Annotated in this window: 19 protein-coding genes; 15 read left to right on the top strand and 4 right to left on the bottom strand. The window is 68.2% G+C overall.

Annotated elements, in window-relative coordinates; genetic code table 11:
* Window positions 1–5: 5 nt before the first annotated feature.
* The 9 genes from DBZ45_RS14295 to DBZ45_RS14335 all read left to right on the top strand — a co-directional run bounded on the left by DBZ45_RS14295 (window position 6) and on the right by DBZ45_RS14335 (window position 15,035).
* The gene (locus DBZ45_RS14295; protein ID WP_369073524.1) at window positions 6–1,406 is read left to right on the top strand and encodes an RDD family protein; all 1,401 of its coding nucleotides are present in this window, start codon (window positions 6–8) and stop codon (window positions 1,404–1,406) included.
* Complete coding sequence (locus DBZ45_RS14300; protein WP_111904545.1) at window positions 1,403–2,281, top strand: PP2C family protein-serine/threonine phosphatase; 879 nt, start codon at window positions 1,403–1,405, stop codon at window positions 2,279–2,281. Before DBZ45_RS14295 ends, DBZ45_RS14300 begins: the two co-directional genes overlap by 4 nt.
* A complete protein-coding gene (locus DBZ45_RS14305; RefSeq protein ID WP_111904546.1) occupies window positions 2,268–3,995 on the top strand; it encodes a hypothetical protein in 1,728 nt (575 codons plus the stop codon). The genes DBZ45_RS14300 and DBZ45_RS14305 overlap by 14 nt, the downstream gene beginning before the upstream one ends.
* Window positions 3,992–5,653 (top strand): serine/threonine-protein kinase, encoded by a 1,662-nt coding sequence (locus tag DBZ45_RS14310; RefSeq protein WP_111904547.1) that lies wholly within the window; start codon window positions 3,992–3,994, stop codon window positions 5,651–5,653. Before DBZ45_RS14305 ends, DBZ45_RS14310 begins: the two co-directional genes overlap by 4 nt.
* A 120-nt stretch (window positions 5,654–5,773) precedes the next feature.
* On the top strand, window positions 5,774–6,478 hold the full coding sequence (locus DBZ45_RS14315) for a hypothetical protein (protein ID WP_111904548.1): 705 nt from the start codon (window positions 5,774–5,776) through the stop codon (window positions 6,476–6,478).
* Complete coding sequence (locus tag DBZ45_RS14320; RefSeq protein ID WP_111904549.1) at window positions 6,475–10,947, top strand: FtsK/SpoIIIE domain-containing protein; 4,473 nt, start codon at window positions 6,475–6,477, stop codon at window positions 10,945–10,947. The genes DBZ45_RS14315 and DBZ45_RS14320 overlap by 4 nt, the downstream gene beginning before the upstream one ends.
* Before the next feature lie 100 nt (window positions 10,948–11,047).
* Window positions 11,048–11,722 (top strand): hypothetical protein, encoded by a 675-nt coding sequence (locus DBZ45_RS14325; protein WP_111904550.1) that lies wholly within the window; start codon window positions 11,048–11,050, stop codon window positions 11,720–11,722.
* Window positions 11,723–11,820: 98 nt separating this feature from the next.
* Window positions 11,821–14,199 carry an NAD-dependent DNA ligase LigA gene (gene ligA, locus DBZ45_RS14330; RefSeq protein ID WP_111904551.1) on the top strand — a complete coding sequence of 793 codons (2,379 nt, stop codon included), beginning with the start codon at window positions 11,821–11,823 and terminating at the stop codon, window positions 14,197–14,199.
* Entirely contained in the window at window positions 14,196–15,035 is an 840-nt protein-coding gene (locus DBZ45_RS14335) for an inositol monophosphatase family protein (RefSeq protein ID WP_111904552.1), read from the top strand. Before ligA ends, DBZ45_RS14335 begins: the two co-directional genes overlap by 4 nt.
* Before the next feature lie 54 nt (window positions 15,036–15,089).
* Here DBZ45_RS14335 and DBZ45_RS14340 read toward each other — a convergent pair whose 3' ends face one another.
* A complete protein-coding gene (locus DBZ45_RS14340) occupies window positions 15,090–15,602 on the bottom strand; it encodes a cupin domain-containing protein (protein WP_111904553.1) in 513 nt (170 codons plus the stop codon).
* Between the two features lie 182 nt (window positions 15,603–15,784).
* On the opposite strand from DBZ45_RS14340, the gene DBZ45_RS14345 reads away from it, so the two are divergent.
* Window positions 15,785–16,297: a GNAT family N-acetyltransferase gene (locus DBZ45_RS14345; RefSeq protein ID WP_111904554.1), complete on the top strand. Its 513-nt coding sequence runs from the start codon at window positions 15,785–15,787 to the stop codon at window positions 16,295–16,297.
* Between the two features lie 41 nt (window positions 16,298–16,338).
* Window positions 16,339–16,722, top strand: coding sequence for a RidA family protein (locus DBZ45_RS14350; protein WP_111904555.1), 384 nt, complete (start codon window positions 16,339–16,341; stop codon window positions 16,720–16,722).
* A gap of 106 nt (window positions 16,723–16,828) precedes the next feature.
* On the opposite strand, the gene DBZ45_RS14355 is transcribed toward DBZ45_RS14350, so the two are convergent.
* Window positions 16,829–17,491 carry a response regulator gene (locus DBZ45_RS14355; RefSeq protein ID WP_111904556.1) on the bottom strand — a complete coding sequence of 221 codons (663 nt, stop codon included), beginning with the start codon at window positions 17,489–17,491 and terminating at the stop codon, window positions 16,829–16,831.
* A 41-nt stretch (window positions 17,492–17,532) separates the two neighbouring features.
* Entirely contained in the window at window positions 17,533–19,239 is a 1,707-nt protein-coding gene (locus DBZ45_RS14360; protein WP_111904557.1) for a sensor histidine kinase, read from the bottom strand.
* Between the two features lie 198 nt (window positions 19,240–19,437).
* Here DBZ45_RS14360 and DBZ45_RS14365 point away from each other — a divergent pair, with 198 nt between their 5' ends.
* The 4 genes from DBZ45_RS14365 to gatB all read left to right on the top strand — a co-directional run bounded on the left by DBZ45_RS14365 (window position 19,438) and on the right by gatB (window position 24,469).
* Window positions 19,438–20,928 (top strand): CitMHS family transporter, encoded by a 1,491-nt coding sequence (locus tag DBZ45_RS14365; RefSeq protein WP_111904558.1) that lies wholly within the window; start codon window positions 19,438–19,440, stop codon window positions 20,926–20,928.
* 164 nt (window positions 20,929–21,092) lie between these two features.
* Entirely contained in the window at window positions 21,093–21,389 is a 297-nt protein-coding gene (gene gatC, locus DBZ45_RS14370; protein WP_003802035.1) for an Asp-tRNA(Asn)/Glu-tRNA(Gln) amidotransferase subunit GatC, read from the top strand.
* Window positions 21,390–21,392: 3 nt separating this feature from the next.
* Window positions 21,393–22,964, top strand: a complete 1,572-nt coding sequence (gene gatA, locus DBZ45_RS14375; protein ID WP_111904559.1) for an Asp-tRNA(Asn)/Glu-tRNA(Gln) amidotransferase subunit GatA — start codon at window positions 21,393–21,395, stop codon at window positions 22,962–22,964.
* Window positions 22,964–24,469 carry an Asp-tRNA(Asn)/Glu-tRNA(Gln) amidotransferase subunit GatB gene (gene gatB, locus DBZ45_RS14380; RefSeq protein ID WP_440130520.1) on the top strand — a complete coding sequence of 502 codons (1,506 nt, stop codon included), beginning with the start codon at window positions 22,964–22,966 and terminating at the stop codon, window positions 24,467–24,469. Before gatA ends, gatB begins: the two co-directional genes overlap by 1 nt.
* Before the next feature lie 76 nt (window positions 24,470–24,545).
* Here gatB and DBZ45_RS14385 read toward each other — a convergent pair whose 3' ends face one another.
* Entirely contained in the window at window positions 24,546–25,454 is a 909-nt protein-coding gene (locus DBZ45_RS14385) for a LysR family transcriptional regulator (protein WP_111904592.1), read from the bottom strand.
* Between the last annotated feature and the right edge of the window lie 89 nt (window positions 25,455–25,543).

Here is a 25,543-nt window from a genome sequence, read left to right on the forward strand (position 1 = left end):
CGCCTGTGACCGGCGGGGGAGCTGAAGCTGCGGGAGGGTCTGCGGCTGCCGGGGGAGCCGGGCCCTGCCCCCGCTGCGGGCAGGGCGTCCGCAGCGGGGCAAGCTTTTGCGGCGCGTGCGGGACGCCACTGCCTAACCGGGGACCCCGGCTCGACCGGGGAGCCACGCGCAGTCCGGGAGTTCCGCCCGGCCTGGGCGGGAGGCAAGCGGCTCCGATTCCCGGTAGCATCCCGGTAGGGCTGGGGGAAGGAACGGATATGTCAGGCACGCTCACGCTGGTTCCAGCGGCGCCGGGCAAGCGTCTCGGCGCTGCCGTCCTCGATTGGCTTGCCCCGGTGGCCATCCTGACCGTTCTGATGTCCTTCGGGTTCGCTGGCATCACCAGCACGCGGAGCGCCGGGCTCATCATCTACGACACCAGCCTGCTGGCCATCCTGTCCGGAATCGGCGCCGGACTGGTGCTGGTCTACGCCTTCGCCGTGGCAAGTGTCGAGGGCCGCTCCGGCAACACCATCGGCAACCAGCTCATGGGCATCCGCAGTGCCGACAAGGACGGGTACGCCCCAGGGTTCGGTGCTGTGTTCCTGCGGGGCGTCGTGACCGGAGCCGGCATCCTGCTGGCCGTCCTTGCTGCAGTATTGCTGGTTGTTTTGAGGTTGTTCGACGCCGCCCTGCTCATCCTGGGGCCGTTGCTGCTCCTTGGGACTGCCTGGGCTGTGCTGGTGGTGCTCTCCAGCGCCTGGGACCGCAACGGCAGGCTCCGCGGATGGCATGACCGCGCCGCCAAAACCCTCGCGTTCGACGTCGTTCGTGGCCGCAACCCCGTGGCCACCGGCGGCATCGAAGGCCCGTACAGTTTCGCGCCGCTGGACCTGCCCCCGGTGCAGCAGGTGGCCTCCCCGATTGCCTCCCGCACCCCGCTAGCCTCCCGCACCCCGGTTGCTTCCAACACCACCGCTGAGCCGGCACCGCCTGCAGCCCTGGACGCCACCGACCGTCCGGTCGACGCTGTTCACCCGGATGACGCCATGGACCGCACCCAGGTGCGTGCCGGGGCACGGCATGACGCCCCCGAGGCGGTGCTGAGGATAAGGCTCGACGACGGCCGCGACTTCCGCCTGGAGCGGAGCGTCCTGATCGGCCGGAACCCTGCCCCCGCTGCTGGAGAATCCCAGGCCCAGCTGCTGCCCGTCCCGGACCCCGGCAGAACCATTTCCAAGACCCACCTCCACCTGCTCACGGACGGCGCCGGCGTCTGGATAACCGACCGCCACTCGACCAACGGCAGCGCCATCACCACAGCCGACGGCATGCGCACGGCGCTACAGCCCGGCGTACCCGCATTTGTCAGCCCCGGAACCACAGTTCACTTCGGGGACCGCACCTTCAACGTAGGACAGGCATGAATTCACAGCAGGCGGCCGGAACCCCAGGGACCGGCAACGAGCCCGGCCTCAAGCTGAGCTATGGCCACGGCACGGACCGTGGCCTTCGCCGCGAGCTCAATGAGGACTCCTACATTGCCTCGGATCCTGTGTTCGCCGTCGCGGACGGCATGGGCGGCCATGAAGCCGGCGAGGTGGCCAGCGGCATGTGCGTGCGGGCACTGGCACAGCTGCCACAACTGGCAACGGGGGAGCGGACAGCCACCGCGGGAGTGGTGCAGCAGTACCTTGCCAGCGCCGACGAATCGATCCGTTCCGCCACCGGCTCGCGCGCCGGAACCACGCTCAGCGGCGTGGTGGTGGTGGAACAGATGGGTGTTCCCTACTGGCTGGTCATGAACATCGGGGATTCCCGGACGTACCGGCTGAGCCAGGGCCGGCTCAGCCAAGTCAGCGTGGACCACTCCGAGGTCCAGGAGCTCGTCGAGAGCGGCGAGATCACGGCCGAGGAGGCCGCGGTGCATCCCCGCCGCCACGTGGTGACGCGCGCGCTCGGTGCGGGCGACGAGACCGAGGCCGACTACTGGCTCCTGCCCATAGAGGAAGGCGACCGGGTGATGGTGTGCTCGGACGGGCTCAACGGGGAACTGACGGACGGACAGATTCTGGACGTCCTCAGCGCTGTCGAGGACCCGCAGGAGGCGGTGGACGCCCTGATCCAGGCAGCATTGCGGCGCGGAGGCCGGGACAACATCACGGTGATCGTCGTCGATGCCAGGAACGTGCTCAATGATGCTGGTGTGGCCACGACCGCACCCCGGACTGCCGCCGACGCGGAAGAGGAGGACACGCTGCCGCGTGCCGGAAGCGAGGATGCTGTCAATGGCCGCAGCTAGCTATGTGCCCGGCGGATGGCTAGGCCTCATCCGCTCGGGAACTGCGGTGATCCTCGACCCCGCCACTCCGGCCCCGCTGGTCAGCACGGTGTGGGATTTGCTGGAGACCTGTCCGGACGCAGCCGCGGTTTTGCATGCCGTGACGGGAGGTTTCGGTGCACCGCTGTCCGCCAGCCCGTGGTTCGGGATCATCGCCTTCAGCGATTCGCTGCGGGTGTTCCTGCGCGGCGACATCGACCTGACGGTCCAGCTTCCGTCGGGTCCCGTGAATCTGGACGGCCGGAACGTCACCACCTGGACCGAGCGCTGGCTGGACGCCCCCGAGTGGTTCAGTGTTGCGGCGCCTGCCGGGGCGGCATCCCTGCTGTCAGAGCTGCCCGTGGTGGAAGGGGCCGTCCTCTTGCAGTCACTGCGGATCAGTGTTGCCGGATCCATCGGTGCCCTGCCGGCCGGCGCCGGATCAGTTGGTGCCCTGCCGGCTGCGGCCGAGCCAGCAGGTGTGCTGCCTGCCGGCACGCATACTGCCGCCGAGCTTTCCGCCGCCCCGGAGGCTGGGGCCGCCTACTCGGAGGTGTCGGCTGAGACCATGGTGGGCCTCACCGAGGACGCATCCGTCGAGGCAGAGGAACCGGAGGAACCGGAGGCTGCCGTGCCTGCAATCGAGGCGCCGGCCCAGCCGGATGGACACGAGCCCGCCGCCGAACTCACCGCTTCAGCCACCGAATTCACCAGTTCGTACGACCATCTTTGGGACAAGACCGTGGTGCGCAGCATCGAGGACGCCGCCGTGCGGACCGATGAGGAGGACGACGGCGGCACTCCGGCCACTGGGGAGGCGGCAGTTCCGGACATGGCAGTTCCGGAGACCGCGGGCCTGGAAACAGCAGACGTAGAAACGGGGGCTCGGGAGGCGCCAGCCCCGGCGCCCCCGTCGGCCCCTTCGCAGGCAGGACTGATCGACTCGGTGCCGTGGGCGACCGGAGGCGATCGTGCCCCGGGACCGGAGGTCGCGGCGTCGTTCTCAGCACCGGATGTCCGGTCGTTCGCCGGCCCCCGCGTCCCGCCGTCGTTCGCCGGCCCCCAGGTCCCGCCGTCGTTCATCTCCATGCCCGGCTCCACCGAGGCGGCGGAAGGGGACCACGACGGTCAGACCATCCTCAAGAGCGAGCTCCCCACCTCCGGAGCGCAGCAGGCAGGACACGGACAGGAAGGCGGCCAGGGCGCAGAACCCGGACAGAGCGGGGTGGCTGGCAACGGCCCGCTAGTGCTCGCCAGGGTGTGCCCCGGCGGCCATGCAAACCCTCCCACCAGCAGCCAATGCTTCACCTGCGGGAGGCAGTTGCCGGACGTGGCTGTCCAGGTGCCGCGCCCCAGGCTGGGCCGGCTGCGGCTGTCCACGGGAGAGCTGATCGAGCTGGACGAGTCGATTGTGATCGGGCGGCAGCCCTCCGTCTCGCGGGTCCAGGGCGGCACCATGCCCCGGCTGGTCCAGGTGGCGAGCCCCGGCGGCGACATTTCGAGGTCGCACGTGGAGGTCCGGCTGGAGGGTTGGCACGTCATGCTGTGCGACCTGAAAGCTACCAACGGCACCGTGCTGGTCCGCGAGGGGCAGCCGCCGCGGCGCCTCGCCCAGAATGAGATGGCCATTATCCTGGACGGCGACATCGCAGAACTCGGCGATGACGTTTCCTTGCGCTTTGAGGAGATCCTGTGAGTTCCAAGCGGCCGGCGGCCCCACCGCCCCGCATCCCCGGTTTCAGCTATGTGAGCCTGCTCGGCTCCGGCGGCTTCTCTGACGTCTACCTCTACGAGCAGGACCGGCCGCGCCGCAAGGTGGCGGTTAAAGTACTGCTGTCCGGCCTCAAGACGGAGGGCGCCCGGCGCCGGTTTGAGTCCGAGGCCAACCTGATGGCCCAGCTGTCCTCGCACCCCTTCATCGTCACCATTTTCGAGGCCGAGGTGACCGGGGACGGGCATTCGTACCTCGCCATGGAGTACTGCTCACGGCCCAGCCTGGACGTCCGGTACCGCCGGCAGCGGTTCAGCGTCGATGAGGTCCTGGCCGTGGGTATCCAGGTGGCGTCCGCCGTCGAGACGGCGCACCGGGCCGGCATTGCCCACCGGGACATCAAGCCCGCCAACATCCTGGTCACGGACTACAACCGCCCGGCACTCACCGACTTCGGCATCTCCGGCACGCTGGCCGGCGATGTTGATGAGGACGCGGGGATGTCCATCCCGTGGTCCCCGCCCGAACAGTTCCGCGACGGCAACGTCGACGGCGTGATGGTGGACGTGTGGGCCCTCGGCGCCACGCTGTACACACTGCTCGCCGGACGGTCACCCTTCGTGCTGCCGGGGGCCGACAACTCCCAGCGCGAGCTTATTTCGCGCATCACCAGCATGCCCGTTCCGCGGCTGGGCCGCGCCGACGTGCCGGAGTCCCTTGAACTGGCCCTGGCCACGGCAATGGCCAAGTCGCCGGCCTCACGCTATTCGTCGGCTCACGCTTTCGCCCTTGCGCTGCAGCGGATCCAGGCCGAGCTCAACCTGTCCGTTACACCGTTCGAGGTGCTCGAGGAACGCCAGGAGGACGTGGACCTGGAGGACGGCGTCGAGGAGACGCGCGTCCGCAACGTCGCCTCCATCGACCCGGACCGGACCGGAAGCGCCCCGACGTTCCCGGCCCGCACCAAGCCGCTGGACGGCGGGGTTGCTCCCGCGGGCACGGCGCCGGGGCGGGGCCCTGGCACCACTGCGCCAGCGCCGGCGCCGGCCCGCGTGGCGCCCCAGGCCACCTTTTCGACGGCGGGTACCGCGCCGGCCCGGGAGCCTGCTCCGGTAGTTACGCCGGCGGACGACTGGGCAGGCGCGACGGTCCTGCGCAGCAACCGGCCCAAGGCTGCGGAGGATGATGCATCCGGCCAGGCGGGGGACCAGCCAGTAGATCACGCGAAGCGGAACCTGTGGCTCGCCATCTCCGGCGGAACGCTCCTGGTGCTGGCGGTCATCGTGGGGATTGTGGTGGCGTCGGCTGCGCCGCAGCCGCAGGCCCGGCCGACCGAAACGGTCAGCAAGCCGCCCGCCGACGCCGTCGACGACGGGTCCGTGCCCGACGTCGCCAAGCTGGCCGGCAGCGCAGGCGCCCAGGGAAAGGTCCGCTTCACCTGGACCAACCCGCAGCCGAAGCCGGGGGACATGTACAAATGGCGGATCAAAACGGTCAAAGGCGGCGGAAGCTATCTGTCGACGTCGGCAACCCGGGTGGACGTCACCGCGAACCCGGCGGAACCCACCTGCGTCCAGGTCATCCTGGTCCGCAGCGACGGAACCGCATCACCGGCCGGCGAGGATTCCATCGCCTGCCTGTAGCCCGGCCAGCCCTACCAACGGGCAGCCATAACACCCGGCAGCAGCAAGACGCGTAAGACGCCAACAGCTGCCCAGCATCAAACAGCACCAACAACAAGACAGACGACAAGACAGGGAAACATGGGAGACCTGGCCATAGACTTCTGCGGCGAGTGGTATGAGCCGGCCGATGAGGACATCTTCAGCATCGGCCGCGAGGGCGACCTGGAAGTGGACGACAACCCGTACCTGCACCGACGCTTCCTGCAGATCGCCAGGTATGACGGCATCTGGTGGCTCAGCAACGTGGGCAGCCGGCTCTCCGCCACGGTGGCCGACGGATCCGGCGGCATGCAGGCCTGGCTCTCGCCCGGCGCACGGCTGCCGCTAGTCTTCAGCCACACCAGCATCATCTTCACGGCCGGACCCACCACCTACGAATTCGCCGTCCACCTGAAGACGCCGTCGTTCCGGCAGGAGGCCAGCAGCGAAACCAGCGGCGGTGACACCACCATCGGCCCGGTGGTCTTTACGGACTCGCAGAAAGCCCTGATCGTGGCGCTTGCCGAACCCATGCTCCGGCGCGACGGCACCGGATTTACCGCCATTCCCTCCTCGGCGGAGGCGGCCCGGACCCTGGGCTGGGCCCTCACCCGGTTCAACCGGAAGCTCGACAACGTGTGCGACAAACTCGACCGTGCCGGAGTGGCAGGCCTCCGGGGAGGCGGCGGCAAGCTGGCCACCAACCGCCGGGCACGCCTCGTTGAGCACGCTGTCACCTCTCACCTGGTCACAGCCAGCGACCTGCACCTGCTGGAAAAGATGCGCGGGGAGAGCGAAGCATGAGAATCCGACTGACACTGCGGCGGGATCCCGCCGAGGCCAAGGACCTGGCAGTTACCGTGGACGGCCGCGCCACCGTCGCGGACATCGCCGCCGAGCTGTGGACGGCGGACCCCGCGCGGCGGCAGCAGCCTGCTCCGTCGAACCTCTCCCTCCGGATTGACGAGGCATTCGTTGCCGGCGGCATGCGCGGCATCGTCCTGGACCGGGCGGACAACCTCCTTGAGTCGGGACTGCGGCCCGGGTCCGTCGTTTCGCTCACCCAGGTCAGCGACCAGTTCGGGAACCCGAACGACGCCGGCGCGGCGGCAGACCGCGGCCCCGCCGCGGCGACGCTGCGCGTGGTCTCCGGGCCCGACGTCGGACGGGAGTTTTCCCTGCCCTCCGGCACCAGCTACATCGGACGGGACCGGGACGTGGACGTCCGGCTCACCGACCCTCTGACGTCGAAGCGGCACGCTCGCATCACCGTGGGGGAGAGCATCGAAATCGTGGACACGAATTCAGCCAACGGCCTCCAGATGGACGGTCTGCCGGTCACCCGTGCCACGTTGAACTCCTCGGACACCGTCACGCTGGGAGACACGGAGCTCACCGTGGTGCCGCTGGCGCGGAGCGGTGCGGCAGTTCCGACGTCGCCCCTGGTGGACTTCAACCGCTCCCCGCGGGTGGTTCCCCGGTTCGCACCGGCCAAGCGCGTGCCCCCGGCAGGACCCAAGCGGCAGGAGCACCACCCCTTCCCCTACATCATGCTGATCGCCCCGCTGATGATGGGCGCGGTGCTGTTCACGGTGACCCAGAGCATGATGTCAGTACTGTTCATGCTGATGATGCCGCTGTTCATTGTGGGCCACTACGTGGACCAGAAGCTGCGAAGCCAGCGCGAGCGCAAGGAACAGCTGAAGCAGTTCCGGTCGGCCATGGCCGCCTTCCGGCAGGACACCATCGAGTTGCAGCGCGTTGAACGGGCCGTTCGGCTCCAGGAGGCGCCGTCCGTCAGTGACACCGTCGACTCCATCTACAAACTGGGTCCGCTGCTCTGGACCCACCGGCCGGAGCACTCCGGGTTCCTGGCGCTCCGGTTCGGGCTCGGCACAGTGCCGTCCAGGATTCCGTTCGAGGAGCCGAATTCCTCGGAAACGGAGACAGAGTACCGGCGCGAAATTGAGGGCTGCCTGGATCAGTTCCGGCAGATCGAGGGCGTGCCGGTGGTATCACAGCTGCGGACCGCCGGCTCGTTCGGCCTCGCCGGGCCGCGCGGTCTCGTCGATGACGTGGCGCGGGGAGTGGTGCTCCAGCTCGTGGGCCTGCATTCCCCGGCGGAAGTAGCTGTTGCCGCCATCACCTCGGCACGGTCCCGGGAACGCTGGAACTGGCTGCAGTGGCTGCCGCACGTCGGCTCGAGCCACAGCCCCGTCAGCGGCGACCACCTCGCTGCCGGCTCGGCAGGCGGCACCAGCCTGCTGTCCAGGCTCGAGGATCTCGTGGAACTGCGGGAAACTGCGATGCGTTCGCACGGCCCAGCGCAGGGTCCCGCGCACCGGCCGGGCATCCCCGATGAAACCGCGGATGTTCCGGCGCCGGTGCTCCCAGCGGTGCTGGTAATCGTCGAGGACGACGCGCCGGTGGACCGCGGCCGGCTGACCCGGCTCGTGGAGCGCGGACCAGATACCGGTGTCCACGTCCTGTGGGTGGCCGCCGGCGTCGAATCCCTTCCGGCCGCCTGCCGTGACTTCCTCGCGGTGGACGGCGAGCACGGCAACACCACCGGCCAGGTCCGGCTGGGACGCCACACCTACCCCGTGAGCTGTGAAAGCCTCGACGCTGAACTGGCAGGCCAGCTGGCCCGCATGCTCTCGCCCGTGGTCGACGCCGGTAAACCGTTGGAGGACGACTCGAACCTGCCGCGCGCGGTCTCTTACGCGACGCTTATCGGCAAGGACTTCCTGGAAAATCCGCTGGCCGTGGTGGAACGCTGGCAGGAAAACAACTCCGTCCGCTCCACCGCCGTCGCCAACCGCAAGGACAACGGCTCGCTGCGTGCCCTGGTGGGTTCCAAGGGGGTGGAACCTCTCTACCTGGACCTCAAGAACGAGGGGCCGCACGCGCTGGTGGGCGGCACCACCGGCGCCGGCAAGTCCGAGTTCCTGCAGTCGTGGGTGATGGGCATGGCTACCGCGTACAGCCCGGACCGCGTCAGCTTCCTGTTTGTGGATTACAAGGGCGGCGCTGCATTTGCTGATTGCGTCCACCTGCCGCACACCGTGGGCCTGGTCACCGACCTCTCGCCGCACCTCGTACGCCGCGCCCTGACATCCCTGAGGGCTGAGCTCCACTACCGGGAACACCTGCTCAACAGGAAAAAGGCCAAGGACCTGCTCTCGCTCCAGCGCGAGGCGGATCCCGAGGCCCCGCCCTACCTGGTAATCGTGGTGGACGAATTCGCTGCCCTGGCCACCGAGGTGCCCGAGTTCGTGGACGGCGTCGTCGACGTCGCCGCCCGCGGCCGGTCCCTCGGGCTGCACCTGATCCTCGCCACCCAGCGCCCCGCCGGCGTCATCAAGGAAAGCCTGCGCGCCAACACCAACCTCCGGGTGGCGCTGCGGATGGCCGACGAGGACGACGCCACGGACATCCTGGGCGTGCCGGACGCCGCGTACTTCGACCCCTCCATCCCGGGCCGCGGAGCGGCGAAAACCGGTCCGGGCCGCATCCAGGGATTCCAGACCGGCTACGCCGGCGGCTGGACCACCGAACGCCCGCAGCGTCCGCAGATCGACATCGTGGAAATGGCCTTCGGGTCAGGTCCTGCCTGGGAATCCCCGGCCGCCGACTCTGCAGTGCAGGACGAACCGGCCGGGCCCAACGACATCGCCAGGATGACCGCCAACGTCATCGCCGCGGCGGACCTGCTGGCCATCGAGCCGCCGCGAAAGCCGTGGCTGAACGAACTGGCCACCACCTACGACTTCTCCCTGCTGCCGAACCCACGCACCGATGAACGGCTCCTGCTGGGCGTGGCCGACGACCCCGCCCGCCAGGACCAGCCCACCGTCTTCTACGAACCGGACAAAGACGGCAACATGGCCATCTACGGCACGGGCGGCTCGGGGAAGTCTGCGGCCCTGCGGGGCATCGCCATCGCCGCTGCCGTCACGCCCCGCGGCGGCCCTGTCCACGTCTACGGAATCGATTGCGGCTCTGCCGGGCTCAAAATGCTCGAAGAATTGCCGCACGTGGGCGGGATCATCAACGGCGACGACGTGGAACGCGTGGGCAGGCTGCTGCGCTGGCTCAGCGACCTCGCCGAGGACCGGGCAACCCGTTTCGCCGAGGTCCGGGCCTCCACCATCGGGGAGTACCGCAAGCTTGCCGGCCTGCCGGATGAAAAGCGCATCTTCGTGCTGGTCGACGGCATGTCGGCCTTCCGCGAGGCCTATGAGTACAGCAAGCTCTCCGGCCTCTGGGACCTCTTCCTGCAGTTGGCCACCGACGGCCGTCCCCTGGGCATCCACCTCGTTGTTACCGGTGACCGGCCCAACTCCGTCCCGACGTCGTTGCTTGCCTCCATCCAGCGGAGGCTGGTACTCCGGCTGTCCGCCGAGGACGACTACCTCACCATGGACGTGCCTAAGGACGTCCTGGGCAAGGCCTCGCCTCCCGGGCGCGGGCTGCTTGGCGGCCACGAGGTGCAGCTGGCTGTCCTGGGCGGCAACTCCAACCTGGCCCTGCAGGCGCGCGAAGTCCACAAACTCAGCGAAGCCATGCTCCGCCAGGGCCTGGAACGGGCTCCGCGGATTGAACGGCTGCCCGAGCAGATCGACCTGGACATCCTGCCTGCCGGGCTGCCGGACCTTCCGGTGATCGGCGTGGACGACGAAACGCTGCAGCCCGCCACGCTCATGGCCAAGGGCCCGCTGCTGCTCGCCGGCCCGCCCGGCGCCGGCCGGACCGTGGCCCTGGTGACCATGGCCTACGCGCTGCGCCGGTCCAACCCCGGCACCGAACTGGTCTACCTTGCCGCCAGGAAGTCCGCCGTGGCGTCCCTGCCGGTGTGGGACCGCTCGCTGGTCGGGGCCGACGACGTCGAGGAGGCGGTGGAAGCGCTCACGGACCACGCCTCGGCCAACCCGGGCAAGGTGGCCATCTTCATCGAGGGGCTCACGGAGTTCACGGGCACCCTGGCCGAATCCGGCATCGAAAGGCTCGTCGCGGCGTCCATCAAGGCTGACCAGTGGGTCGTGGGGGAATCCGAAACATCCACCTGGTCCTCGGCCTGGTCGCTCGCGCAGCCGTTCAAGTCGGGCCGGAGGGGGCTGCTCATCAACCCGGGCGACATAGACGGCGACAGCCTCCTCAATACGTCACTCGGACGCGTCGGCGCCGGCTTCATTCCGGGCCGCGGCTACATCGTCGGGAGGGGCAAGGTGCGCAAGCTCCAGATCGCGCTGCCGCCGGAGAACCGGCAGTAGTTGAGTATTAGTTAATTTGGTGCGCCGCGGGGGACTGTAGGAAGATACCCGGGACAAAACTCGGCGCGGGAGGGTCCCGCGCGGCTGCAAAGGTTACTCCATGATCCGTCTTCCTCTTCTGCGCGGCGCGCTGGTGCCCGGAACTGCCGCTGCCATGCTGGCTTTCACGGTAATGACCGGAGCCGCCGGGGCTGCCCAGGCAGCCTGTGTGCCGGAGGGACAGTGCCCGGGGTCGCCCGCGCCTGTAACTCCGCCGTCGTCCGGTTCCCCGGCCCCGACGACGACGGCGACTCCCGTCGCACCCGCACCCGCACCCGCACCCGCGCCCGCGCCGCCGCTGGCCCAGAAAGCGCCGGCACCTGCACCTGCGCCGGCACCCGCACAGCCGGTGCGACCGGCGGCGCCTGCGGCGCCGGTTCGGTCCGCGGCGCCTGTGGCGCGGATGGCTCCTGCACCGGTCCGACAGGTCCCCGCTCCCGCGGTCGTCCCGGCGGCGAATGCCGGTGTTGTGGTCGCGGTCCCCGCTGCAACACCGCCGGTGACCACCGCCTCCGCCAGCCCGGACCCGTCGTCGTCCGTGTCTTCTGCCGAGTCCAGCTGGACCAAACCGGTCGCCAGCCCCGCCGCCAGCGAGGCCGCCGCCGTCGTAGTCGCGGACAAGGGGTCCGGCCTCGGCATCTTCGGCCTGTTTGCCGTTATGGGCGGCGTCCTCCTGGTGGGTCTGGGCGGACTGGCCTTCGCGCTGTGGAGCCGGAACCGCCCCGGTCACTGGTAGGGGCGTTCGCCGGCGGCGGTTGACCGGCACCCGGCCTCCCCGGCACGGGAGGTCTGCCGCCTCGGCAAAATGTCCGGGCTGTAGGGCAAGATAGGTCTGTGAGCACACCATCAGGCCCCACAGAGCAGGTATCCAGAACAGAGCAGGTATCCAGCACAGAGCAGGTATCCAGCACAGAGCAGGTATCCAGCACAGAGCAGGTATCCAGCACAGACAGCGCAGCCACCGCAACTGACCAGCTTGAGCCGGAAGGCTTTCCCTCTGCGTCGGTAAGGGATGAGTACGAGAACCTGGCGGACCTCGTCCGGAAGTACCGGTTCGCGTACTACCAGGAGGACGAGCCGCTCGTTTCCGATGCTGAGTTCGATACTCTCTTTCGCCGGCTGGAGGAACTCGAGGCGCTGCATCCGGAGCTCGTTTCCAATGATTCGCCCACCCAGGAGGTTGGCGGGGAAGTGTCTGCGGCGTTTGCCGCCGTCGAACACCTCCAGCGCATGTACAGCCTCGAGGACGTGTTCTCCCTCGATGAACTCCAGGCCTGGATCGCGAAGGCGGAGGCCGGGGTCGCCAAGTCCGGGAATCCGGGGGCCGCCTGGCTAACCGAGCTAAAAATCGACGGCCTCGCCGTGAACCTGCTCTACCGGGACGGCAAGCTGGTCCGGGCGGCCACCCGCGGCGACGGCACCACCGGCGAGGACATCACGCACAATGTGCTCACCATCAAGGAGATCCCGCAGCAGCTCAGTGGCAGCGGTTTTCCCGCCGAAATGGAAATCCGCGGCGAGGTGTTCATCCCGTCCAAGGCGTTCGCCGAATTCAACGAGGCGCTGATTGAAGCGGGCAAGGCGCCGCTGGCCAACCCGCGGAATGCCGCTGCCGGTTCGCTTCGCCAGAAAGACCCGGCAGAAACCGCCAAGCGCCCGCTCCAGATGTTCGTCCACGGCATCGGCGCCCGCGAGGGCCTCCGGGCCGCCAGCCAGTCGGAGACCTACCGGCTCCTGGCGGAGTGGGGACTGCCGGTGAGTCCGTACTTCGAGGTTCTCGGCAGCCCGGCCGAGGTGCTGAAGTTCATCGGGAATTACGGGGACAAGCGGCACAGCCTGCTCCACGAGATCGACGGCATCGTGGTGAAGATCGATGACTTCGCCACCCAGCGTGCCCTGGGCTACACCACACGGGTTCCGCGCTGGGCGGTCGCCTACAAGTACCCGCCCGAGGAAGTGCACACAAAGCTCCTGGATATCGCCGTGAACGTCGGGCGCACCGGACGCGTAACGCCGTTCGGGATCATGGAACCGGTCAAGGTGGCGGGCTCCACCGTGGGAATGGCGACCCTGCACAACCAGGACGTGGTCAAAGCCAAGGGCGTCAAGATCGGCGACATCGTGGTGCTCCGGAAAGCCGGCGACGTCATCCCGGAGATTGTCGGTCCAGTGCTGGCGCTCCGGGACCAGCAGGACCCGCCCGTGCGTGACTTCGTCATGCCCACGGAATGCCCGTCCTGCGGCACGCCGCTGGCACCCGGGAAGGAAGGCGACGTGGACATCCGCTGCCCCAACGCCAAGTCTTGCCCGTCGCAGCTGCGTGAGCGCGTGTTCCACGTTGCCAGCCGGGGAGCATTCGACATCGAAGCCCTCGGCTGGGAGGCCGCCGTCGCGCTGACCCAGCCGACGGAACCAGAGGTCCCGCCGCTGGTCAGCGAGGCGGCCCTTTTTGACCTGACGCCGGAGGACCTCGAACCGGTGAAGATCCGGCGCGAGAAGCGGTCCAAGGGAGTTCCCACCGGCGAGTTCGAGCTGGTGCCCTACTTCTACAGCAAAGGCACGGCCAAGACGCCCTCGAAGCCGACAGCCACCACCGGGAAGCTCTTCAACGAACTCGAAAAGGCCAAGACCCAGCCGCTGTGGCGCGTCCTCGTGGCGCTCTCCATCCGGCATGTCGGCCCCCGGGCGTCACGTGCCCTGGCCAACCACTTCGGCACCATGGACGCCATCAGGCAGGCCTCCGAGGAGGAGCTCGCGAGTGTGGACGGCGTCGGCCCCACCATCGCAGCCGCACTCAAGGAATGGTTCGCCGAGGACTGGCATGTCGAGATCATCGACCGCTGGGCGGCAGCCGGGGTCCGGATGAAGGACGAACGGGACGAGTCCACTCCGCGCACGCTGGAGGGACTGTCCGTTGTGGTCACCGGGACCCTGGAAGGCTTCAGCCGCGACGAGGCCAAAGAGGCCATCCTGGTCCGCGGCGGCAAGGCGGCAGGGTCGGTGTCGAAGAAGACCAGCTATCTGGTGGCCGGCGACAACGCCGGCACCAAGCGGGACAAGGCCGAGCAGTTGGGTGTGCCCATCCTGGACGAGGACGGATTCCGGGAACTGCTGGCCAACGGGCCCGCCAGGGCTGACGCGGATGGCACTGTTGCTGAAGCCGAAGATCCTGGGGCAACCCCTGCCCTGGCCGACGGGGAGGATTCCGAATGACGCCGGATACCGCAAGCCCGTTGGACGTGACCGGGCTCCTCTCCGTGGCCAGGGCCGCCGCGGCTGCCGGTGCCGGGGTGCTTGGCGAGCGGAGCAACGGCGCCCTGGACTCGGGGACGGTGACCAACAAGGGCGAAGCCGGCGACTGGGTCACCGCCTTCGATGTGGCCGCCGAGGAAGCCGTGCGCACCGCCATCCGCAGGGCGCGGCCGGACGACGTGATCACCGGCGAGGAGCACGGGACAACACGGCCCGAGCAGCCGACCGGGCTGCGGTGGTCCATCGATCCCCTCGACGGCACCACAAACTTCATCCGCAACATCGTCTACTACGCCACCTCAGTGGCCGTTGCCGACTCCGACGGCGTCTGGCTGGCCGGCGTCGTGCATGCCCCCGCGCTGGGGCGCGTGTATTACGCATCCAGGGGCCAGGGTGCCTGGCTGGAACAGGGCGGGCAGCGGGTCCAACTCACTGGTCCGGTTCCCGGCCGCGCCGGCCAGATCCTGTCCACCGGCTTCAGCTATGACCCCGAGGTGCGCGCGGAGCAGTTCGCGGCGCTCGGCAGCTTCGTGGATGGCTTCGCCGATGTCCGGCGGCTCGGCTCGGCCGCACTGGATCTCTGCATGGTCGCCGACGGAACAGTCGATGCCTTCGGTGAGCGGGGCCTGAACGAGCACGACTTCGCCGCCGGCGCCCTGGTGGCAGAGGAGGCCGGCTGCTGGGTGCGACGCCCGCGGCTCACCAGCCCGCTTGAAGGAGGGCCCTCCGCCGAGGAACGGCTGTCCGCCTGGACATGCGCGGGCACGCTCGAGATGTCCGGCAAGTTCCCGCTGTAGGTCGCCCGCAGCGCCGCGCGGGCTACTGCCCGGGCCGAACGCGGCCCGGGTGGCTCACACTTGCGGCGGTGTCAGGTTGTAGCGCGCATAGATGTCCGGCAGCCACGGCGCTTCGGCGAAGCGGAGGCCGAAGTGGGCCGCGAGTTTCTCGACGGTCTCGGGGTCCGGCATTCCGGCTTCGATGTGGTTGGCAAGGCCCCAGAAGAAGTGCTCAAATCCGGCGGGGCTGATCACCTCAATCATGCGGGCGGGCACCTTTCCCGCGTTCCACATGGCGTGAAGTTCATTCCGTGGCTTCGTGATGTACCCGCCTGCACCCAGGACCGCCTCGCGGTCACCGGACCGGAACCCTATTTCGCCCTCAAGGACGATCGAGTACTCGTCTTCGCGGGTATGGATATGCGGCGGTACCAGCGCGCCGACCGGGAACGGGTGCTCCACGATGGACAGTTGGTGGTTGGTGTCCTCGCCAAGGAGCTTGAACACGACGCCGATGCCGCCAAGTTGCGCTTCCCTGCCCTGTCCGGGCTGCACGACGGTCAGCCGCGGAGCCCCTTCCTCGTTCATGGGCTCATCCCTTCCTTGCCACGGAGTTTGCGGTGCAGGAATTATCGTCCCGCCAACCGCGCCGGTCCAGAGGGAAAACAAAGCAGTGGGCACCCCGTCGCTGTCAGCCCGGACCTGATAGATCAGTCACGGAATCAGTTGTTTCGCCGGGTGCATCGGTCTCCCGGCACTACCATTGACGGGTGCAGCCGCAGATCACCGTCCGTCCCGCCGTCCCCGCCGACTTTGCGGCCATCGCCCGCATTACCCGGGACGCCTATCTGGCGGCGGGCTACTTCGAGACCGCGGACCACCCCTACATGAAGCAGATCCAGGACGTCGCCACCCGCGCAGACCGGGCCACCATCTGGGTGGCGGAGCGCGCAGGCACGATCGTTGGTTCGGTGACCCTGGCGCTGGCCGGTGAGAAGTACGCCGACATCGCGCTGGACGACGAGCTTGAGTTCCGCATGCTGGTGGTGGACCCGGCCGTGCAGCGAAGCGGCGCCGGCCTGGCCATGGTCGAAGCTATCATTGCGCACGCCAGATCGCTGGACGGGATCCGTGCCGTGGCACTGACCACCGGCGGGGACTGGGAAAGCGCCCATGGGCTGTACCGGAAGACAGTCTTCCGCCGGGTGCCCGAGCGCGACTGGTATGTGCCCGGCACCGACATAAAGCTGCTGGTTTTCAGGCTGGACGTCCAGCCCGCCTAGAGTGGAGCCGACTTAAAACCCCTAGTGAAAGGCGCAGCAGCATGCGCAAGACGTTCGGCACCGGCTCGGTCTGGGAACAGAAGCTCGGCTACTCCCGCGCGGTCCAGGTGGACAACACGCTCTACATTTCGGCCACCTCTGCCAGCGGTGAGAACGGCATCGTCGGCAACGACTTCTACGAGCAGACCCAGTTCATCCTGCAGAAGCTGGAGACCGTCCTGGCCGACGCCGGATTCGCGCTCGCCGACGTCGTGCAGTCCAAGCTGTACCTGACGGACATCAGCAAGTGGGAGGACGCCGGCCGTGCGCACGGCGAGGTTTTCGGCGAGATCCGCCCCACCCTGTCGCTGGTCCACGTGCTGCCGTTCCTGGACCCGGAAATGCTCGTGGAGATCGAGCTCGTCGCGCAGAAGAGCGCCAGCTAGAACTTCCCCGCCTGAGCGCGAACTGGCAGCAGATACCCCTAAATCCCGGTTTTGCGGGCGCTACCTGCCAGTTCGCGCTTTTGTTTTCCCGATGTAGGTCCGCGCGCTAGGAAGCCGGGAGGCCGTAGCGGTGTTCGGGCCGGCCGGTGGTGCCGTAGCGGAGCTGGATCTCGACGGCGCCGTCGTCCGCGAGCGACGACAGGTACCGCTGTGCGGTGGCCCGGGACACGCCCACCCGCCGGGCGACGTCGGCCGCCGAGTACTGCTCGCCGGGCGCCAGCGATTCGAGCACCGCAGCCTCCGTCGCGGATCTGGGCTTGGCCGACGGCGCGACGTCTCCCGGAATGAGCGCCCGCTTCGCCCGCTCCACGGTGTCCTGGTCCAGGGAGCCGGGCTGGCCGAGGATCCGCCGATACCGGGCATAGGAGCGCAGTTGCTGCGACAGGGATTCTGCCGTAAAGGGCTTGAGCAGGTACCCGAGGGCGCCGCGACGGAACGCCGTCCGCAGCGACGCCGCGTCCGAGGCCGCACTGAGAATCATCGTGTCCACGTCCAGCTGATGCAGGAGGTCAAGGCCCGAGGCGTCCGGCAGGTAAACGTCCAGCAGCACCAGGTCCGGGCGCAGACTGTGGATGGACTGCAGGGCCAGCGATGCCGAACCCGCCGGGGGCAGCGCCAGGAACCCGGCCACGGAATCCACGTAGGCGGCGTGGAGCTTCGCGACGTGGAAGTCGTCATCCACGATCAGCACCCTGAAATCCTCAGACATCCTCGTCCTTCCGTCCGGCATTCATCGTCCTTGCGCGCCCATCAGTCTTTGCGCGCCGTGGTGGTGCCCGGCAGCGTTGCCATGAACACGGCGCCGGGTCCGCCGGCATTTCCGGGTTCAAGGACCGTGACGTCGCCCCCACGCCGCCGCGCCAACTGGCGCGCCAACGCCAGGCCCAGGCCCTGGCCGCCGGCACGGCCCTGTCCCTGGAGAACACTGCCGCCCGCCGTCGTGAACCCCTCGGCGAAAACCGCCTCGGGGTTGCTGTCGTCCGGCAGCCCATCGCCGGAATCCGCGACGACGACGTGCAGGGTGCCGCCGCCGTCGCCCTCGTCATCCAGCAGTTCAAGCTCCACCCACCGCTCGGCGGCCGTGCCGGCCACGGCCGCGTTGACCGCGTTGTCGATCAGGTTTCCGAGCACCGTGGTGACGTCCTGCGGCTCCGTCACCTGGCCCCGCACGAGGGTTTCGGGCCCGATCCGTAACGATACCCCCCGCTCATCAGCCTCGACGCCCTTGGCCCCGATGAAGGCCTGCAAGTAGGGGTCCTGCAGCAGTTCGGCCTGATTCACGGGGAACTTCAGCGGGCCTGTGGCGGCGAGCCTTTCGAGGTAATTGCGCGCCTGCTGGTGCTGGCCGATGCTCATGAACCCGGCAATAGTGTGCAGCTGGTTGGCGAACTCGTGCCGCTGCGCCCGCAGTGCGGTGGACATGGTCCCCACGGCGTCGAGCTGCCGGGTCAGGTGCTGGAGTTCGGTGCGGTCACGGAGCATGACCACCCAGCCCAGGTCTTCGCGGCGGTGCAGCGCCTTCCGGGCGCTGGCCACGAGGACCTGCTCCCCGGCCACCAGTTCCATGGCCTCGCCCTCACGGGCGTCGGGCAGAGTGAGGGCCTTGAGCCGGGCCGGCACCGGGGCGTCCGGCCAGGGCTGGCCGGAAAGGTCGGGCTGGCCAAGGAGGCGCTGGGCCGCGGCGTTGAACACGCTGATCCGGCCGTCGGCGGAGATGCCCACGACCCCCTCGTCGACGCCCTCCAGGACCGCCACCTGGTCGTGCACCAGCGCGCCGATTTCCTCCGGTTCGAGGCCGAGCGTGAGCCGCTGCAGCCGGCGCCGGAGCAGGAATGAGGCCAGGACCCCGGCGGCCAGCGAGCCGGTCGCTGTCAGCACGATCGGAACGATGTCCCGGGCCAGACTCTGGCCGATGGACTCGGTGGAATAGCCGACACTCACCTCGCCCACCACGGAACCGGAACCCGACCCAGAACCCGGTGCGAACACGGGGACCTTCGCCCCGGCCGACGGGCCCAGCGTGCCGGTGTTGCGGGTGGTCACCTCGCGGCCGGCAAGCGCTTCGGACGGGTCCGTACTGACGCGCTCGCCCAGCCGGTCGGCGTCGGGATGGGCTAGCCGCAGCCCCGTTTCGTCGGTGATTACCACAAACAGGGCTCCGGTTCTGGCCCGGGCGCCCTCGGCCACCGCCATGAGCGGCCCTGCCTTCAGTTCCGCGGGCGGGGGAGTGCCGGGTTGCCGGCTGATGGCCTGCACGTTGGCGCGGACCGACGGGTCCGAGGCCACGGTACGGGCCAGGGTCAGGGCCTGGTTTTCAGCCTCGCGGCCCAGCCGTTCAAACGTCAGCCACGCATGTACCGCGCCGCTGAGGAGCACGACGAGGAGCACCACGCCCAGCTGCAGGAGCAACGTCTGGGTGGAGAACCTGAGCGGAAGCCTGCCGGCGGGGCTCATCATGGCACTCCTTCATGGGTCTGGCTGGCCGCAGGGCGGTGTGGGCCGGCAGCGGGGGCCGTTTGAGCAGAATGAGCAAAATGCTCCCAATAAGCAGTATGCCAATCAATTGAGCCAAAGGCACTGCCGTGACCGCGGCCACTCTAACGTCTGTAGTACGCATCACACCGGGGTGGTGCTGTTCACTAAAAGGAGCCGGCTGTGCTGGTATTACTTGGATTCGCCATGATCGCGGTTTTCATGGTGCTGATCATGACGAAGAAGTTGACGCCAGTGCTGGCGCTGATCATCGTCCCCACCGTTTTCGGTCTCTTCGCAGGCGCCGGCCTCGGCATCGGCGACATGGTCATGGACTCGATGAAGTCCATGACCTCCACCGCCGCGCTGCTGATGTTCGCCATCATCTACTTCGGCCTGATGATCGACGTCGGACTGTTCGACCCGTTGGTCCGGTTTATTCTGCGCAAGCTCGGCAATGACCCCGCCAAGGTGGTCCTGGGCACCGCGCTCCTGGCTGCTGCCGTGTCGCTCGACGGCGACGGATCCACCACGTTCATCCTCACCACCGCAGCGATGCTGCCGATCTACCTCCGCCTGAAGATGAGCCCTGTGGTCCTCACCTGTGTGGCCGGCCTGGCCAACGGCACCATGAACATCGTGCCGTGGGGTGGCCCGACCGCCCGCGCCGCCAGCGCCCTGAAGATCGACGTCAACGATGTCTTCGTCCCCATGATCCCGTCCCTGATCGCCGGCCTCGCCGTCGTCCTGGTCTTCGCCTGGGTGCTTGGCCTGCAGGAGCGCAACCGCCTCCGTGCCACCCAGCCCGAGCTCTGGGGAACGCCGGAAACCGCTGAAGGGTTCGACGGCGGTACTCCCGCCGGCGGCGGCCGCACCGGTTCCGGCCACGGTGTTTCGGGCCGCGGTACCGCACCTGTTCCCGCAACGGGCGGCCCCGCCGTCGGCGGTTCCTCCGTTGCAGTCCTGGAACGCATCGGCACTTCGGTGGACGCCACAGTTGACGACAGCGACACCGCCATGGCGGACACCGCCCTGGACCCCAACCGCAAGACCCTTCGCCCCAAGCTGCAGTGGTTCAACCTGGCCCTCACCGTCGCCGTCATGGGTATGCTCATCGCCGACCTCGTGCCCCTGCCCTACGTCTTCATGGTGGGCTCCGCTATCGCCTTGCTGGTGAACTTCCCGCACGTCAAGGACCAGGGCGCCCAGCTCGTGGCCCACGCACCGTCCATCGTCGCCGTCGTCAGCATGGTCATGGCCGCCGCAGTCCTCACCGGCGTGCTCAAGGGCACCGGAATGGTCGAAGCCATGTCCGCGTGGCTGGTGCAGATCATCCCATCCAGCATGGGACCGTTCATGGCAGTCATCACGGGCCTCCTCAGCATCCCCATGACGTTCTTCATGAGCAACGATGCCTTCTACTTCGGCGTGCTGCCCGTCCTGAGCGAGACCGCTGCCCACTACGGCATCAGCGGCGCCGAGATGGCCCGTGCCTCCATCACCGGCCAGCCGTTCCACATGCAGAGCCCGCTGGTCCCCGCCATCCTCCTCCTGGTCTCCCTGGCCAAGGTAGACCTGGGCGACCACCACAAGAAGGTCCTCTGGAGGAGCGCAGTAGTAGCCCTCGTCATGCTGGCAGTGGCAGTCCTGACCGGAGCAATCGGCATCCACTAAGGCTCGTCCTCCCGCCCGGTCCGGAGGCCGAGATGGCAGTTCGCGGCAGTGTTTGTGCAAAACACCGCCGCGAACTGCCATTTGGCGTTGAATAGCCGGAAAGCGGCAGGGCAACGTGACAGTAGACTAGTCCGGAAACCCATTCCGAACTTGCAGGGAGATCCATGGCTGCGATCAACCGTGACGACGTCGCGCACCTAGCGCGGCTCGCGCACATTGAGATGAGTGCTGAAGAGCTGGACAGGATGGCCGGCGAACTTGCCGTCATCGTAGACGCGGTGAAATCCGTGAGTGAGGCCGCAGGTGACGGTGTTCCCGCAACTTCGCACCCGATTCCGCTGAGCAACGTGTTCCGCGAGGACGAGGTGGGCCACACCTTCACCGCCGAGCAGGCACTCTCCGGCGCTCCGGACTCAGACGCAGACCGCTTCAAGGTCCCGGCAATCCTGGATGAGGACTAGAACATGACTGAAACCAACAGCACGGAACTCATCCGTCTTTCCGCAGCCCAGCTGGCCGCGAAGCTCGCCGCCCGCGAGGTCACCGCCGTCGAGGTTACCCAGGCGCACCTGGACCGGATCGCCGCCGTTGACGGGGGGGAACGCGGCGTCAACGCGTTCCTGCACGTCAACACGGAGGAAGCACTGGCCGTCGCCGCCGAGGTGGACGCCATCCGCGCCGCCGGCGGGCAGGCCGCCGAGGAACTGCACGAACTCGCCGGCGTTCCGATCGCCGTCAAGGACCTCATCGTCACCATCGGCCAGCCCACCACGGCCGGTTCCAAGATCCTCGAAGGCTGGCACAGCCCGTACGACGCGACCGTCGTTAAGAAGCTGCGTGCGGCCAAGATGCCGATCCTGGGCAAGACCAACCTGGACGAGTTCGCCATGGGCTCCTCCACCGAGCACTCGGCCTTCGGCCCCACCCGCAACCCGTGGGACCTGGACCGCATCCCCGGCGGTTCCGGCGGCGGGTCGGCAGCCGCCGTCGCAGCCTTTGAAGCACCGCTGGCCCTCGGCACGGACACCGGCGGATCCATCCGCCAGCCCGGCGCCGTCACCGGCACCGTAGGCGTCAAGCCCACCTACGGCGGAGTGTCCCGCTACGGCGCCATCGCCATGGCGTCCTCGCTGGACCAGATCGGCCCCGTCTCCCGCACCGTCCTGGACTCGGCGCTGCTGCAGCAGGTCATTGGCGGCCACGACCCGCACGACTCCACCTCCCTGCCGGACCCGCTGGGTGACCTTGTGGCCGCTGCGCGCCTCGGCAACGTGGACGGCATGAAGATCGGCATCATCAAGGAGCTTCACGGCGAGGGCTACCAGGCCGGAGTTGAGAACCGCTTCAACGAATCCCTGGAGCTGCTCAAGGAAGCGGGTGCGGAGATCGTTGAGGTGTCCTGCCCCAACTTCCAGTACGCGCTGGGCGCCTACTACCTGATCATGCCCTCCGAGGCGTCCTCCAACCTGGCCAAGTTCGACGGCGTCCGTTACGGCCTGCGGGTGCTCCCCGAGGAGCCGCCGCTGACCATCGAGCGGGTCATGGGCGCCACCCGCGCCGCCGGATTCGGCGACGAGGTCAAGCGCCGCATCATCCTGGGCACGTATGCGCTGTCCGCCGGCTACTACGACGCCTACTACGGCTCCGCCCAGAAGGTGCGCACGCTCATCCAGCGCGACTTCGAGGCCGCCTTCGCCAAGGCCGACGTCCTGATTTCCCCCACGGCGCCCACCACGGCGTTCAAGCTGGGCGAGAAGCTGGATGACCCGCTGGCGATGTACCTGAACGACGTTGCCACCATCCCCGCCAACATGGCCGGCGTCCCCGGCCTGTCCTTGCCCGGCGGCCTGGCCGACGAGGACGGACTGCCTGTCGGTATCCAGTTGCTGGCGCCGGCCCGCGAGGACGCCCGCCTCTACCGCGTTGGCGCGGTCCTGGAGTCCCTGCTGGAAGCGAAGTGGGGCGGTCCGCTGCTGGCCAAGGCCCCCGAACTCGCCGCTTCAACTGCTGCTTCGAGCCACGGAGGTTCACACTGATGTCTGACGCAACCCTGAGCTTCGAAGAGGCCATGGAGAAGTACGACCCCGTTCTCGGGTTCGAGGTCCACGTTGAACTCAACACGAAGACCAAGATGTTCTCCTCCGCGCCCAACGTGTTCGGCGACGAGCCCAACACCAACGTCAACGAGGTGGACCTGGGCATGCCCGGCGTCCTGCCGGTGGTGAACAAGACTGCGGTGGAGTCCTCCATCAAGATCGGCCTGGCGCTGAACTGCAAGATCGCCGAGTCCTGCCGCTTCGCCCGGAAGAACTACTTCTACCCGGACACCCCCAAGAACTTCCAGACGTCCCAGTACGACGAGCCGATCGCGTATGACGGCTACCTGGACATCGAGCTCGAGGACGGTACCGTGTTCCGCGTCGAGATCGAACGCGCACACATGGAGGAGGACGCCGGGAAGCTGACACACCTTGGCGGCTCGGCCGGACGCATCCAGGGCGCCGAATACTCGCTGGTTGACTACAACCGTGCAGGCGTTCCGCTCGTGGAGATTGTCACCAAGCCGATCGAGGGAGCCGGTTCCCGGGCGCCCGAGCTCGCCAAGGCGTACGTTGCCGCCGTGCGGGAAATCGTGAAGAACCTCGGCGTCTCGGACGCCAAGATGGAGCGCGGCAACGTCCGCTGCGACGCCAACGTCTCGCTGCGCCCGCACGGCCGCGAACGCTTCGGCATCCGCTCCGAGACGAAGAACGTGAACTCGCTGCGCGCCGTCGAACACGCCGTCCGCTACGAGATCCAGCGCCACGCCGCCGTCCTGGACTCCGGCGAGCCGGTGATCCAGGAAACCCGCCACTGGCACGAGGACACGCGCACGACGACGTCGGGCCGGGCAAAGTCCGACGCCGACGACTACCGCTACTTCCCGGAGCCGGACCTGGTTCCCGTGGTTCCCTCCCGGGAATGGGTGGAGGAGATCCGCGCAACGCTGCCCGAGCCGCCGGCCGAGCGCCGCAAGCGGCTCAAGCAGGACTGGGGCTACTCGGACCTGGAGTTCCGTGACGTCGTCAACGCCGGCGTGCTGGACGAGATCGAGGAAACCATCATCGCCGGCGCCACCGCTTCCGTGGCCCGCAAGTGGTGGATGGGCGAGATCGTGGGCCGCGCCAAGAACGCCGACGTCGACCCCGGCCAGCTGGGCGTCACACCGGCCACCATCGTGGAACTCAGCAAGATGGTGGAAGCGGGCAAGATCAACAACAAGATGGCCTCCGCGGTGCTGGACGGCGTGCTCGCCGGCGAAGGCACCCCGGCCGAGGTCGTCGAGAAGCGCGGCCTCGCCGTGGTGTCGGACGACGGCCCGCTCCTGGAAGCCATCGACGCAGCCCTGGCCGCCCAGCCCGACGTCGCGGAGAAGATCCGCGGCGGCAAGGTGCAGGCCATCGGCGCCATCGTTGGCGGCGTCATGAAGGCCACCCGGGGCCAGGCAGACGCCGGACGCGTGCGCGAGCTGATCCTGGAGAAGCTCGGCGTCACCGCCTGAGTATTCCACCCGAACTGGGTCGCAGTTAACGTCGTTTTGAGGGCTCATAACGACAACAACTGCGACCCAGTTGGGTTTAAGCGTGGCTGAGCCGGGCCATGATGTCCTGCAGCGCCTCGCACACTACCCGCACCGAAGCACGCTTAAGGTTTTCCGGGCGTGCCAGGATATCGATCCGGCGCCGGGTGCTGATCCCGTGCAGCGGCCGCAGCACGATGTCCGGGTTCAGCACCGGCCGTGCTGTGTGCCGGGGCAGCAGTCCGATCACGCTTCCGGAGGCCACCAGCGCCGCCACCGTGGAGTAGTCGTTGATCCGGTGCACGATGTTCAGCTCCCGGCTGGAGACCGCGGCGACGGCGGACAGCACGTCCGCGGGGGAGTAGCCGGCGCGGCTGGTCACCCAGGGTTCGCCGACGACGTCGGACGCCGTCAGCGCCGCCTGCCCGGCCAGGCGGTGGCCTGCCGGCAGTGCCACGTCCAGCGGCTCATGCGCCAGCGGTATCACCGCCACCCTTTCCTCCGGCCACTTGGGGCTGTGGTCCATCCGGTGCGCCAGCACGAGGTCGTACCGCGCCGTCAGCGCCGGAAAATCCTGCTGGGCCACATCCTCGTCGGAGAGCAGCACCTTCGGCTTGTCCGGGCCGTCCAAAAGCCGTGCCAGCGGCGCAAACAGGGCCTGCCCCGCACTGTGGAACCCGCTCACCGTCACCGGCGCCACTGTGGAGCCGTGGTACGCGCCGATCGCCATCCGAGCGTCGGCCATGGCGCTGACGACGGCCGCACCGGCGTCCGCGAGCACCTGGCCCGCCTCCGTGAGGACCAGGTTCCGGCCCTCCTTGCGGGTCAGCGGCACCTCGACACTTTTCTGCAGCTGGGCAAGCTGCTGGGACACGGCCGAGGGGGTGACGAGCAGGGTATCGGCGACGGCCTTGACGCTTCCCAGCGCGCCAAGCTCCCGCAGCATTTCGAGCTGGTGGATCTCCATGCCTTCCATCCTATTCCTTAGCAATTCCTTAATCGTCGATTGAGAAAATTCCCCTTGTGCTAACGGGTCGAAGGTGGCTCTAATGAAGG

Source organism: Arthrobacter globiformis (genome assembly GCF_003261175.1).
GTDB lineage: Bacteria > Actinomycetota > Actinomycetes > Actinomycetales > Micrococcaceae > Arthrobacter > Arthrobacter globiformis_A.